Origin of the sequence: Methylophaga thiooxydans DMS010 (assembly GCF_000156355.1) — a bacterium.
Classification (GTDB): Bacteria; Pseudomonadota; Gammaproteobacteria; order Nitrosococcales; family Methylophagaceae; genus Methylophaga; species Methylophaga thiooxydans.
This window is the reverse complement of record NZ_GG657900.1, coordinates 39,256-52,652: the sequence shown is the minus strand read 5'-3', so window position 1 is coordinate 52,652 and position 13,397 is coordinate 39,256. Positions and strand designations below refer to the sequence as shown.

11 protein-coding genes and 1 riboswitch are annotated in these 13,397 nt (G+C 45.7%); of the genes, 10 read left to right on the top strand and 1 reads right to left on the bottom strand.

The window, feature by feature from the left end; translation table 11 throughout:
- Nucleotides 1–1,631, bottom strand: a 1,631-nt coding sequence (locus tag MDMS009_RS16365; protein ID WP_043888324.1) for a TonB-dependent receptor plug domain-containing protein, incomplete at its 3' end; no start/stop codon positions are given.
- Nucleotides 1,632–1,658: 27 nt separating this feature from the next.
- Nucleotides 1,659–1,856, bottom strand: a riboswitch (cobalamin riboswitch).
- 141 nt (nt 1,857–1,997) lie between these two features.
- Between MDMS009_RS16365 and MDMS009_RS12075 the strand changes: the two genes are divergently transcribed.
- From MDMS009_RS12075 to MDMS009_RS12030, 10 genes are all read left to right on the top strand, one after another.
- The gene (locus MDMS009_RS12075) at nt 1,998–3,185 is read left to right on the top strand and encodes an O-succinylhomoserine sulfhydrylase (RefSeq protein ID WP_008291827.1); all 1,188 of its coding nucleotides are present in this window, start codon (nt 1,998–2,000) and stop codon (nt 3,183–3,185) included.
- Between the two features lie 111 nt (nt 3,186–3,296).
- Complete coding sequence (locus MDMS009_RS15895; RefSeq protein ID WP_052298175.1) at nt 3,297–5,087, top strand: vWA domain-containing protein; 1,791 nt, start codon at nt 3,297–3,299, stop codon at nt 5,085–5,087.
- A complete protein-coding gene (locus MDMS009_RS16405) occupies nt 5,088–7,772 on the top strand; it encodes a hypothetical protein (RefSeq protein WP_008291800.1) in 2,685 nt (894 codons plus the stop codon). It begins immediately after the preceding gene.
- Nucleotides 7,773–7,864: 92 nt separating this feature from the next.
- Nucleotides 7,865–9,199 carry an FAD-dependent oxidoreductase gene (locus MDMS009_RS12060; RefSeq protein WP_008291798.1) on the top strand — a complete coding sequence of 445 codons (1,335 nt, stop codon included), beginning with the start codon at nt 7,865–7,867 and terminating at the stop codon, nt 9,197–9,199.
- Nucleotides 9,200–9,268: 69 nt separating this feature from the next.
- Entirely contained in the window at nt 9,269–10,138 is an 870-nt protein-coding gene (locus tag MDMS009_RS12055; protein WP_008291823.1) for a chemotaxis protein CheW, read from the top strand.
- A gap of 38 nt (nt 10,139–10,176) precedes the next feature.
- Nucleotides 10,177–10,653: a transcription elongation factor GreB gene (gene greB / locus MDMS009_RS12050; protein WP_036314617.1), complete on the top strand. Its 477-nt coding sequence runs from the start codon at nt 10,177–10,179 to the stop codon at nt 10,651–10,653.
- Nucleotides 10,654–10,731: 78 nt separating this feature from the next.
- Entirely contained in the window at nt 10,732–11,112 is a 381-nt protein-coding gene (locus tag MDMS009_RS12045; RefSeq protein WP_043888323.1) for a MerC domain-containing protein, read from the top strand.
- Entirely contained in the window at nt 11,105–11,503 is a 399-nt protein-coding gene (locus tag MDMS009_RS12040; RefSeq protein ID WP_008291833.1) for a TraR/DksA family transcriptional regulator, read from the top strand. The genes MDMS009_RS12045 and MDMS009_RS12040 overlap by 8 nt, the downstream gene beginning before the upstream one ends.
- A complete protein-coding gene (gene zigA / locus MDMS009_RS12035; RefSeq protein ID WP_008291812.1) occupies nt 11,493–12,704 on the top strand; it encodes a zinc metallochaperone GTPase ZigA in 1,212 nt (403 codons plus the stop codon). Before MDMS009_RS12040 ends, zigA begins: the two co-directional genes overlap by 11 nt.
- Nucleotides 12,704–13,339 (top strand): DUF1826 domain-containing protein, encoded by a 636-nt coding sequence (locus MDMS009_RS12030; protein ID WP_008291813.1) that lies wholly within the window; start codon nt 12,704–12,706, stop codon nt 13,337–13,339. The genes zigA and MDMS009_RS12030 overlap by 1 nt, the downstream gene beginning before the upstream one ends.
- Nucleotides 13,340–13,397: the final 58 nt, after the last annotated feature.

Sequence of the window (13,397 nt, the reverse complement as noted above, 5' to 3'; positions counted from 1 at the left end):
TCAATATTGACACTGGTACTATCAAAGCTGGGTAAGAAAACCGTGGTGATAAGGTCATCAATATCGTTTTTGAACAATGTCGCACTAGTCTGAACCCTGCCGTTTAACCAGCTCTGATCAAGGCCCAATTCCCAATTCTCACTGGTTTCTGGATCCAAATTTGGATTACCAGAGTAAGCGCTAAAAAAACTGTTAGGGGTAAACCCATACAATTCGTAAAGTGATGGTGCTCTGAAGCCTTCGCTGTAGGAGGCTCGAATTTGCGTAGACGGTGTTACCTCATAGCGGGTTGCAACACGGTATGAGGTTTCAGAGTCGAAATCATCAGTGTTGTCATATCGAACACCAAGCGTCGCTGAAAGTTTTTTTGTAAGCGTAATTTGATCCTGTAAATAAATGGCGCGATTTTGGCGTGATTTATCTGTCATCTGGTTTTGAATAAAGCCACCACCGAAATCCGTGAAACCCTCGGCTTCAATTTCTTCTTGTTCAAATTCGTAACCGACAGTGATTACATTGTTGTCAATAAGATAAAGATCATTCTGCAGGCTCAGTTTTTGTTTTTCCCCATCGTAGTCAGTGCGATTCAATGTTTCAAAAGCTGTTTGTCTGTCATTGCGGTTTTTGCGTTCGATATCGGTATGGGTCAAACTCAGTGTTGGTTGCCACACCCCATCAAAAAACTGGCCTTTAATTTCAGCACCAATATAGGTCTGCTTGCTACTGTTGTAGGCATCGAAGTCTTCAGAAAGAAAACCGTCAATGTCGGTTTCTGATTCTATGTGTCGGCCAAAGAAAGAAGCCTGAACGTTCTCGCCTTGCCAGCCAATACGGCTAGAGACTACTTTATTCTGGTGACCATCGTCATCACGGGAAATACCTGACGGCATGCGATCTTTGTTCGGTGCGGTGTCGTTATCTGATTCGTAAAGGCCACCAGTCAATGAGTAATTGAAACGGTCTTTTGAGCCAGAAACTGAAAACGTTTCATGATGCGTAGATTTGTTACCTGCAACCAGTTTAGCGCGAGCTTTAAGTGGCCCTTCACCAGCTTTAGTACGAATATGAATAACAGCGCCTATGGCATCAGCACCGTAAAGTACACTTTGTGCACCTCTAACGATTTCAATTGAGTCCACATCATCGAGCAGGAAGTTGCCGAAGTCGAAGGCACCGGTTGGCGAGCTAGGGTCATTAATTTCAATACCATCGATCATAATCAGAGTGTGGTTAGAATTAGTGCCTCTGGCAAAAACTGAAGTTTGTGAACCTCGGCCACCGGTTTCAGCAACGCGCAGTCCTGACACGCCTTTTAGAGCGTCTGCGAGACTGTGAAGCTGTTTGAGTTCGATTTCTTCTCTGGTAATGACAGAAACACTGCTGCCTGTATTTTTTACCGCAGTTGGTGTTCGTGTCGCTGTGACCACAATTTTATTGAGATCGGTGCCGGCTGCGTATGTGTTGATGGATATGCCTGTTAATAAAGCAGTACCAACAACGTGGGAAAGAAAGGTTTTTTTAAATAACATGATGATGCCTGTGCTTTGCAGTATCCACCCGATACTGCTGATGAGATCTATCCGCTGCAGGCGTGACGAAAGCTCGGCAAAGCCGATAATGATTCGCCACATCGCCCACCGCGACGCGAAGTTGGGATCAAAGTCCCGCTGACACAGGCCGGTCTCCGGACTTACAAGTAAACTTAGACAATCGCCTTCCCGTATTTCACAGTGGCCTTTTGAATGTCTATGACTTGATTACCGTTGCGGGGGCAGTATTGGATTTGCTTTTCAGCACACCAATTTCCCGATTATCCTGCATGTTTTCATGCAGACACCTGCGTCAGAGTGCGCAAACTCTAATCTTGGTGAGGTGCTTTGTCAAACTGACAGACTTAGTCTACTAATTGATTAGCTTTAAATTATTAGTGTGAAAAAACTGGTCAGTACAAGCCTTACCCATTAGAATTAAACGATTTACTTTATTAAGCATGACAGATGACAGATACGTTTAAAGACAAAGGCTTTGCCACTAAAGCGGTCAGAGTAGGCCACCGCAGAACCGCAGAGTCAGAACAGTCCGAGCCAATTTTTCCGACATCCAGCTTTGTCTTTGACAGCGCTGAACAGGCTGCTGCACGTTTTTCGGGGGATGAACCAGGTAATATTTATTCACGCTTTACCAATCCGACGGTGCGAACATTTGAAGAGCGTTTAGCCGCGCTTGAAGGCGGTGAGTCCGCGGTAGCAACGTCATCAGGGATGTCGGCGATTTTATCGACGATGATGGGGTTATTGGAGTCGGGCGATCATATTGTCTCTTCCATGAGTATTTTTGGTACAACTCGTGTGCTGTTTGACAAGTATCTGAGCAAGTTTGGTATCAATACTGATTATGTGAAGTTGTCTGATCTGGATGATTGGAAACGAGCGATCACGCCAGAAACTAAAATGTTGTTTCTGGAAACACCGTCCAATCCACTTAATGAAATTGCTGATTTAGAAGCTTTGTCTGCGCTTGCTAAAGAACATGATTGTTTATTGGTTGTTGATAATTGTTTCTGCACACCCGCTTTGCAAAAACCATTAGATTTCGGCGTCGATATTGTGGTGCATTCAGCAACGAAATACATTGATGGGCAAGGCCGTTGCATAGGTGGTGCCGTGGTTGGTGATGCTGAAAAAGTGGGTGAAGAGATTTACGGTTTTTTGCGTACAGCGGGACCAACGATGAGCCCATTCAATGCCTGGACTTTTCTTAAAGGCTTAGAAACATTGGATTTGCGGATGAAAGCGCATTCATCCTCTGCCTTGGACTTAGCGCAATGGCTGGAGCAACAACCCGCTGTCAGTCGCGTTTTCTACGCTGGCTTGCCAACACATCCTCAACATGAGCTGGCGAAGAAACAGCAGTCGGCATTTGGTGGCATTATCGCTTTTGAAATTAAAGGTGGCCAGCAAGATGCCTGGAAAATGATCAATGCCTTGGAGTGGATTTCTATTACGGCCAACCTAGGTGATAGTAAAACCACCATTACCCATCCAGCCACTACCACACATGGCAGACTGTCGCCTGAAGCAAAAGCACTAGCGGGCATTACCGATGGCATGCTTCGTATTTCGGTCGGGCTGGAAAGTGTTGACGATATCAAAACGGATCTGACTCTGGGCTTCTCACAGCTGTAAAGCAGCGGCATAAAACCTGCATAAATCAATCTAACTTAAAATTCGCTGTCAGAAAATTGTCTCCTCATTTGGAGGAGGCGACCTGATAGCAACCAATAGCGGGTTAGAGCGATGTTAAAATTCATCAAACTTATTTTGCCGGTTGTGCTGTTATGTTTATTGCCACAGCGGCAAATGTGGGCTGCTGATGAGCCTGTGAGTGATGTGCGGGTGGTCGTTGATATATCGGGCAGTATGAAAAAAAATGACCCGAATAACCTTCGAGCGCCAGCCGTTAGAATGTTAGTCGGCCTAATGCCGGAAGAAGCGCGGACAGGTGTGTGGACCTTTGCCAAGATGGTCAATATGCTGGTTCCATGGAAACCGGTTAATGATGATTGGCGGCAAACGGCTATTGAAAAATCAAGCCAAATTCACTCCTTGGGGCTGTTCACCGATATTGAACAGGCGCTGAAAAAAGCCACTGCCAATCAAAAACAAGCTAATCCCAAGTTCAGACGCAGTATGATCCTTCTCTCCGATGGGTTCATCGATCTGCAAGCTGGAAATACCGCCACGCAAAAGTCCAGACAACGAATCCTGGATAAACTTGTGCCTAAATTGAAGAAAACTCAGATAGCTGTTCACACTATTGCCCTGTCAGAGAATGCCGATCATGAGTTACTCAAGGCCTTATCAATGGCTACTGATGGCTGGTATCAACGTGCTGATAATGCCGAAGACTTACAGCGCATTTTCTTACATTTATTCGAAAAAGCAACGCAGCGAGATACGGTCCCATTGGCTGACAATCAATTCAGCATTGATGACTCTGTCACTGAAATGACCGTTTTGGCATTCAGACAAAAAGACACAGCAGCAACGACGTTGACCCTGCCGGATGGTTCCAGAATGACACAGTCTGATCGATCTGATGCGATTCGTTGGCAGCATGACAGCAGTTATGACTTGATCACCATTGATAACCCAGCAACGGGGCAATGGCAGATAAACGCAGAACTGGATCCTGATAACCGCGTGATGGTCGTGACGGATATGTCGCTAGAAACGACTGACTTACCCAATAATGTGTTGCTTGGAGAGAAGTTTGATTTTGAAGCAACATTAACCGAAAAAGGCGACGTTATCACCCGGGATGGATTTCTGAAGCTTGTTGATGGCACATTGGAACAGGACAAACAAGGTGAGGTGAAGTCACTGGCATTACTTAGACAGCCAGATAAAAGTAAATACAGGGCTACATTGGGTAATACCTTCAGAGACGGTCGTCATGATGTCATCGTAACAATGAAAAGTGCTACCTTTGAGCGACAACGTCGTCAAACCATCAATGTGATTGCCGCACCGATTAATGTTGAAGTAGAGCAACTTGATCAACAAACACGGAGTCATCGCATTGAGGTTCAAGCAGACGATAGACTCATTAAACCGGATTCTTTGACGATAACGGCACTATTAAGAGAAGAAGATGGCAGCGAGTGGCCCTATGATTTGCTGAAGACGGGCGACAATAACTGGCGCTTAACATTGACAGAACTGGAAGCACAAAAACCGTATCAGTTGTCACTACAATTACGTGGCGAAACACCAGAAGGACGTAAAGTGTTCTTACAACCAGAGCCGTTAACCTTAATGGATTCATTTGCCAATGCGACGAGTGAGTCTGAAGTCGTATCAGAAGACGCCAGTGATAACCCTGAAGTCTCTATGGCTGAGACTGCACAAGCAGAGAAGCTCATCGAGCCAGAAACAGAACAAAACATAATAGAACAGAATCAAGCCATGTCAGACAATATGAAATTATTGATTGGTAACGCTATTATCTTACTGTTGCTTCTCGCCGGTGTGGTTTGGTGGCGAAAACAAACAGCATCAACTGTTGTGGCCGGAGATTTAATTTAAATGACGCTGACGGATCCTATCTTTGAGTTATTGGCTTATGAAGTAGCAATTATTTTCGCGATTATTGCAGGGTTATTGCTGATTAAGAGTGTTAAACAACGCAAAAGAGTCAATAAAGATACAACTAACGCAGTAAAACAAATCAAACTAAGCCGTGAGCAGCGTGAGCAAACTATTAGAAAGGTCTTATCAGAGAGTTATGGCTTGGAAGGTGAAGCGCTCAATAGCCTGACGCAAGATTTTTTAGCGCGGGAAAGAACCATTTACACAAGGGTACTGACTCTCTATTCAGAGCAAGACGGAAACGCACTGGCAGAGCTCCCCAAACACATTGAAAAAGCAATTGATGAAAGTTTGGCGTTGATGCCTGTGGGACAGGGCAGTCAGACATCAGCCCCGCCGCACAACGGCGAAGACGAAAAGGTTGAAGATGCCGACCTTGTTGAGAATGAAAGCGCTGAGCCAGAACAAGAAAAAGAAGGTGACCTTGCCGACTCTGTCCAAACTGACGATGAGTCGAATGATACTCCTGAAAACGACGAGTCATTATTTGACGATAGCGCCAGTTCACCAGTAATCGAATCGTCCGAACAAGAGCTCGAACAAGAGCTCGAAACAGAGCCCGAACAAGAGGTCGTAACAGAGCTCGAACAAGAGCTCGTATCAGAAGAACCCGAACAAGAGTCCGAACAAGAGTTCGAAACAGAATCAGACCTAGAGCCAGAAACAGAATCTACACCCAACGCTTCTTCAGAATTTGAAACCCTTGATGCAAGCAATACCGAGTATCAAGCTGATTCAATAGAGTCTGATGAGCAGCTACTTAGCACCGATGATATTGAGGCATTGTTGGGTGGTGATGATATTCAGATAGAAAGCGATGTAGTAGACCTGTCAGAAAATACACCAAACGAAGCTGTTCAGAACGACGAACAAGAAACACACCAAAACAGCGGCGATAATGTTGCTATGCCTGATGAGGTGGGCGTTGAAACCTCTGATTTTGATACGGAGCAAACCGCCAAGCAATCAGAACCCCTCCCTCAGCCACAAATAGATGAAGCGGAATCAGGTCAATATGTCGAGTCAGAGATTACCGAGATAGATGGTGATCTCGGCACTGCTGCGGAGAGTGAATATTCAGAGTCAGTCGACGAAGCTATCGAGCGCTATGCTGAATCCACACAGGATCTCGAAACAGTTGGTGAATCAGAAAATGAACAGCAGGATATTGCTGATGAAGCGGTAATGCAACCGGTTGCTGAGCAAGAAAAAACTGCCCAGCCAAAAGCCAAAAACAGTTTGAAAGATTTTGTTAAATCAGACAGCTTTGATATTACACCAAAACCTAGTGAATCCAGCTTTAGTGAACAAGTTGAAACAAACCTATCAGCGGATGTAAATATTGATTCTGCTGCATTTATTTCTGATGACATTGTCGATGACGAGCAGCCATCAGAGTTGGCTAAAGAAACGGCAGAGGAACAACAGTTTGTCGAAGCAGAAGAACATCGAGACGAAGCAGACTACATAATTAGCACTGATGATTTAGCAGAAAATAATGTTGACAGTGATGCAGTAGCAAACACACTGCCAGAGCCAGAGCCAGAGCCAGAGCCAGAGCCAGAGCCAGAGCCAGAGCCAGAGCCAGAGCCAGAGCCAGAGCCAGAGCCAGAGCCAGAGCCAGAGCCAGAGCCAGAGCCAGAGCCAGAGCCAGAGCCAGAGCCAGAGCCAGAGCCAGAGCCAGAGCCAGAGCCAGAGCCAGAGCCAGAGCCAGAGCCAGAGCCAGAGCCAGAGCCAGAGCCAGAGCCAGAGCCAGAGCCAGAGCCAGAGCCAGAGCCAGAGCCAGAGCCAGAGCCAGAGCCAGAGCCAGAGCCAAGAGCTGATTCATCGAGCTATCAAACAGAAGCAGAACGTTTGCAATTGTTGATGACAGCAACCGAAACTGAACAGGTTGAGGTGCAGCCATACGCGGCAATTCAGGATGATGACACGGCAACGCCCGAAGCAGAAGAAGTCGCAGCTGTACGATCAGAGCTTGAAGATCTACGTGCAAAGGTGCGAGCTCGCACTGAACAATTAAAAGCCAATGTACAGTCACAAAGTTCAGCTATAACAGGCGATGATGAGCAGATAGCACCGTCTGAGTTTTCACAAACGCAAGAACAATACGACGTAACAGAAAGCAAAGACAATGATGTTAGTGAGACGATTGCTGAAAACCAGCCTGAAATTAACGAAGCGGATGCTGGTAATTCAGTTGAGTCTTCCGATTTAGAGGATGAGGAAGCCTTATTAGCTCAATGGCAACAGCAATTAGCAGAGGATGAAAAATCGGTCGCAAGTGAAGATACCGTTGACGCAAGTACGGAGCCAGCCGAAGATCCTGCCGCGGTTGATGCTAATAGTGTGCATGAAGAAATTGATACCGGTCCGCCAGTTGAATTGACCAACGCAGAATCTGCTGTATCTGAAATGTGGCAGGACTTAACCGAAGAACCTTTACCGTCAGAAGACGATTTGCAAGCGATGTTTGAGGAAATCAAACAACTCGATCAACCGCAGAGCAATCAAACTGATGAGCTGAACGACAAAGGCCATGCCGAACAAGGGCAACTAAAATCCATTTTGTCTTCAATTCCTTCATTTTCACAGATGAACAAAAAGCCGAATGAGCCGGAGTAGAATTTACTTATTTGAGTTTGATACAGGCTTTTAGACTGCGCTAGCTGCCTGATTCTGCTAAGATCTGCCAGCAAATTTCGCTGGAAGATAATATGACAGAACAAGTACATGATGTCGCCATTATTGGCGGTGGCGTATGCGGTACAGCGCTACTTTATATGCTGACTGAATACACCGATATTCAGGATATTGCCCTAATTGAAAAGTATGATGATGTTGCCAAGGTGAACTCGCATGGTCGCAACAATAGTCAGACTCTGCATTGTGGTGATATAGAAACCAACTACACCATAGAAAAAGCCGCTAAAGTCAAAGCGGCCGCACAAATGGTAGTGAATTATTCTGAAACATTATCTGAGCGTGATGAGGTCATTTTCAAATACCCGAAAATGGTGTTGGGCGTCGGTGAGAAAGAATGTCAGCAATTGCGTGCGCGTTTTGAGACATTCAAAAACGTCTTCACCACAATGCAGTTGTTGGAAAAAGACCAAATCGCTGAGATTGAACCCAATGTCATCATGGTCAACGGTCAAATGCGAAAAGAGCCATGTGTCGCCTTGGCGGTGCTGGATGAATATTCAGCTGTTGATTATCATCGTTTGGCGCAAACGTTTGTGTCAGAGTCAAAAAAGCGTGATGACAAAGACCTGCATCTACACCTGAATAGTCATGTTGAAAACATCATCGAAAAAGATGGCCTGTTCACGATTATCACTCAAGGTAGGGTCATTAAAGCCAGAAATGTGGTGGTATCAGCCGGTGGGCATAGTCTGCTTCTGGCTCAACAGATGGGCTATGGACTTGAGTTTTCGTGCTTACCGGTAGCGGGGAGTTTTTACTTCACACCACCGTTATTAAACGGCAAAGTTTATACCGTACAAAATGACAAACTGCCCTTTGCGGCGGTACATGGTGACCCTGATGTATTGGTGGAAGGGAAAACACGGTTTGGGCCTACTGCACTGTTACTTCCCATGCTGGAACGTTATAACAGCAAAACCTTTTTTGAGTTCCTCAAAGTCCTTAAGTTGGATCGGCGCGTGTTTAAAGTGTTCTGGGATCTATTTAAGGTGAGTGATATCCGCAATTATATTTTCAAAAATTTTCTATTTGAAGTGCCTGGGTTACGTCGTTGGTTGTTTATGAAAGATGCACGCAAAATTGTGCCGTCTTTGCAGCTCGAGGATGTGACTTTTGCCAAAGGTTTTGGTGGCGTTCGCCCGCAACTGATTGATAAAAAAACTGCTACATTGATGTTAGGTGAAGCAAAAATAAATCCAGGCACCGGTATTGTTTTCAATATGACGCCATCACCGGGCGCAACAAGTTGTCTTGAAAATGCAGAAATTGATATGCGACTGGTTGCTGGCAGGTTGGGCGCTAAAATTGATGAAGCCAAATTGAGCGCTACCTTAAAAGCCTCATAAATAGGACTGAAGCTCTGCTCTTTTTGGACGATACATCTTGTATCAGTAGCACAAGCGATAAGGGGCGTAATGGAATCGAACACATCAGTGAGCAGTAAAGCGAGAAAATTCAAAGATCAAAGACAGGTTTTTACCTTCTTTGTAGAAGAGATGATGTTCGGCCTAAGTGTCGATAATGTGCTGATGTTGGATCAAAATATCGATAAAATCCAGCGGGTTCCAGTTGAAGAACAGGGTTTTTGTGGCGTCATCAAGTTTCAGGGTGTCGTTGTTCCGGTTTTTGATTTTGCACACCGTGTGGGCGTTCGTTCTGGTTTAGATGCCAAAAAGCAGCTGCTTGAGCAAATCAAGCAAAGAGAACGGCAACATCTGGAATGGGTAAAACAACTGAGTCAGAGCCTGACACATGGTGACGCGTTTTTGTTAGATCTCGCTGCCTCTGATTGTGATTCCGCCCTCTGGTTTCGTCAGTTTGACTCACGAGATGAAGCATTGAATGACATTATTCATGCCTTTATCGATCCTCATAATCAATTACACCAAACGGGTGAGCAGGCGCTAAATCAGGTGCGAAGGGAAGGCTCCGATAATGTCGTCAATGACTTTAAACATAAAGCCAACCAACTTTTGCTGACACTCAAAACCTTGGGGCGACGTGCTAAAGAACAGATCGAGAGTGATATGCGTCAAGTTTTATTGTTTATTACGGATGATGGTAAAACCCCACGCTATGCCTTGTTGATTGATGAAATTAACGATGTAATCAGTTATGATGCCGCCGAGTTTCAATCCACCACAAACGGCGCTTTGTCACAAATCAAGAAAATACGTGAGATCTTGTTGGGTATATACAGCCGTGCTGATCTGAAGGATTGTTTGTTGTTTGACATCAATAAACTAACAGATGAACAACAAACTCAGGTTAAAAGTACTGCCTGACAAAACATCGGCCGATAATTAAGAACCGCTAATAATCTATGAAATCCTCTCCCTATATCACTGCTGACGGCATGTTTCGCTTGAATCAAGAATTGAGCGAACGCTGGGCTCGCCGCCGCGAGGTAGTACAAGCGTTGGCCGCCGCCGCGGCAGAGGGTGATCGTTCTGAGAACGCAGAGTATATCTATCGTAAGAAAGAACTGCGAGAACTTGATCGCCGTATTCGTTATTTGCAAAAACGTATCCCGGATCTGAATGTCGTTCATGATGTTCCCGATGATACTGGCCGTGTTTTCTTTGCTGCATGGGTCACACTGGAAACTGAAGCGGGAGAAGAAGTGACCTATCGCATCGTCGGCCCTGATGAAATTGATCATGCCAAGGGAAATATTAGCGTTGACTCGCCGCTTGCCAGAGCCTTACTTGGCAAGATGATTGATGATGATGCAATCATCCGTGTTGAAGATGGCCGAAAGCAATATTACATTCTAGCAATTGATTACCGCTCACCTTGAGACCTCATAAACGCAACAGACTTGCACTTATTAATCATCACTAATATGATATGATGTATCATAACTTTTGAGTCTGAAATGAAAGATAATATTGCCGTAGTTTGTTCGGGACTGTGTTTGTTGCACTGTCTTTTGTTGCCGGTGTTGTTGGCGTTGGGGATGACGGGGCTACTGACTGCCATGATGGCATCTGAATGGTTTCATGCCCTTGTACTTGTCCCAGTGATTGGTCTGGCAGTAGTCAGCCTTCCGGTGTCTTATTTCAAGCATGGTTCAATCAAACCTGTTGCGTTTGCCGGAGTCGGGATCAGTGGCTTGATAAGCAGTCTTTTTGTGGCCGAAGCATACGAACTCTGGCTTACCATTCCTTCAGCTTTATTGGTGATTTGGGCACATTTATGGAATCGCTGGCTATTGATTCGACACAACATGCAATGGGCGGTGCAGGCTGATGGATGAAAAAACGCTGTTAAATGCACCGGAAGAGGAATACATGAATGATGAGCAACTGACCTTTTTTGATGCTCGCTTACAGGCGCTGAGAAAGCAGACATTGGAAGAAATTGAATCAATACGAGCAGAAATACATCATAGCCGAGTCAGCGATATGAGTGATCGTGCCACGCTGGAAGAAGAGTCGATGATTGCCATTCGGATCGCCGACCGCAAGCGACAAATGATTCCTAAGATAGATGCTGCAAGACGACGGATTCGTCAGGGCGAATACGGTTATTGCCTGCAAAGTGATGAGCCGATTGGCATTGCCCGCTTATTGATACGACCGACTGCCGAATTTTGTGCTGATGTTAAAACGTTAAATGAAAAAAGGGAAAACCACTATGAGCATTGAAACCGATAATCGTCTTCCTGTCACAGTGCTGTCGGGCTTTCTGGGGGCTGGTAAAACCACGGTGCTAAACCATATCCTCAATAATAGGGAAGGCCGACGGGTCGCTGTTATCGTCAATGACATGAGCGAAATCAATATCGATGCTCAGCAAATAAACAATGATATTGACTTTAACCGAGCAGAAGAAAAGCTGGTAGAAATGAGTAATGGTTGCATATGTTGCACCCTACGAGAAGACTTGCTGGTGGAAGTTCGCCGCTTGGCAGACGAAGGACGGTTTGATTACCTGGTGATTGAATCAACTGGTATCTCCGAACCACTGCCGGTAGCCGAAACGTTTACTTTTGCCGATGAGTCTGGTGAGAGTCTGTCAGAAGTGGCACGCCTTGATACATTGGTCACCGTAGTTGATGCAGCCAATTTTATGAATGATTTTATGCAGGCCGATATGCTACAGGAGACTGGCGAATCATTAGGTGAAGATGACAATCGCAGTGTGGCTGATCTACTGGTCGATCAGGTGGAGTTCTGCGATGTCGTTTTAATCAGCAAGACCGATTTGTGTAGTGATGACCAACTCAATTCCGTTACCGGTGTGATCAAGAGTCTGAATCCTGAGGCGGAGATTATACCGATCGAACAGGGTCAAGTGGATCTGAGTAAAGTTTTGGCGACGGGACGTTTCGACTTTGAAAGAGCCGAGCAGGCGCCCGGCTGGCTCAAGGAAGCGAGAGGGGAGCATGTCCCGGAAACAGAAGAGTATGGTATCAGCAGTTTTACCTACACGGCCCGTAAGCCATTTCATCCGAAGAAATTCTATGATTTTCTGCATCAGGAATGGCCATGTGGCAAATTGATTCGTTCTAAAGGTTATTTCTGGCTTGCCAGTCGTCCCCAGTTTGCCGGTCAATGGAGTCAGGCCGGTGGTATCGCACGGCATAACGTTGCCGGTATGTTTTGGCGTGCGATGCCCGAACAAAGTTGGCCGCAGGATGAAGAGTCAAAACGGATCATTATGGAAAGCTGGGAAGAACCTTTTGGTGATATGCGTCAGGAGTTGGTCTTTATTGGCCAGAGTCTAGACGAAATGCAAATCAGATCGATGCTTGATGATTGTCTGCTGAGTGACGATGAGTTGTTGGCGGGTAAAGAGCTGTGGCAGCAGCTACCGGATCCATTTCCTAGTTGGGAACAAGCGTAATGTCAGGTGCATTAGCGAGACAGGAGCAGCAGACGCCAATATCTGTGTCTAACAGCCCTTTGGTGCTCAGCGATATCTATCAGCCGGGTATAAATTTCGCCATATGGGACAGAGCATTGGGGGCAGAGCTGAAGCAGGATGTTGACAGGCTGATGTTGCAAAAACAGCTTTTTAGTTTCAGAGTTATCCTGCGTCCAGAAGAAGTGTCTGAATGGCTCACAGCACAATGGCCTGGTAGCCATCTTGATGTCTTTCAGGATGATGTGCAGCAGTTAGTGACAATGTTTGCTGATTTATTTGACCTTACTCATGTCGGAATGAGACTGGAATGTGTGGATAAGACCCTTTGTCCCTTATTTCACATAGATAAGGTGATGGCGCGGATGGTGACGACATATCACGGTCCAGCGACGGAATGGCTAACAGAAGACAATATTAATCGTCAGGCTCTCAAATTACGCGATCATGACAGGGTCATGCGAGACAAAAGTTTGCTGCAGTCAGCCACTGCCGGCAATGTTTTGCTGTTTAAGGGGGAAGAGTGGCCTCAGGAAAATGTAAGGGGAGTGGTACATCGCTCTGCCCAGGCAACAGCAGATAACAGACGTTTATTATTGACGTTGGACTTAGTATAAGAGTTGAGTCGGCTGTAGCATGGGTCATTTACTGTTAGAATCTTGTTATCGATCCAGC

Coding starts and splice junctions, on each gene's coding strand:
- MDMS009_RS12075 (WP_008291827.1), top strand. CDS start 1,998: ATGACAGATACGTTTAAAGACAAAGGCTTTGCCACTAAAGCGGTCAGA.
- MDMS009_RS15895 (WP_052298175.1), top strand. CDS start 3,297: ATGTTAAAATTCATCAAACTTATTTTGCCGGTTGTGCTGTTATGTTTA.
- MDMS009_RS16405 (WP_008291800.1), top strand. CDS start 5,088: ATGACGCTGACGGATCCTATCTTTGAGTTATTGGCTTATGAAGTAGCA.
- MDMS009_RS12060 (WP_008291798.1), top strand. CDS start 7,865: ATGACAGAACAAGTACATGATGTCGCCATTATTGGCGGTGGCGTATGC.
- MDMS009_RS12055 (WP_008291823.1), top strand. CDS start 9,269: ATGGAATCGAACACATCAGTGAGCAGTAAAGCGAGAAAATTCAAAGAT.
- greB (WP_036314617.1), top strand. CDS start 10,177: ATGAAATCCTCTCCCTATATCACTGCTGACGGCATGTTTCGCTTGAAT.
- MDMS009_RS12045 (WP_043888323.1), top strand. CDS start 10,732: ATGAAAGATAATATTGCCGTAGTTTGTTCGGGACTGTGTTTGTTGCAC.
- MDMS009_RS12040 (WP_008291833.1), top strand. CDS start 11,105: ATGGATGAAAAAACGCTGTTAAATGCACCGGAAGAGGAATACATGAAT.
- zigA (WP_008291812.1), top strand. CDS start 11,493: ATGAGCATTGAAACCGATAATCGTCTTCCTGTCACAGTGCTGTCGGGC.
- MDMS009_RS12030 (WP_008291813.1), top strand. CDS start 12,704: ATGTCAGGTGCATTAGCGAGACAGGAGCAGCAGACGCCAATATCTGTG.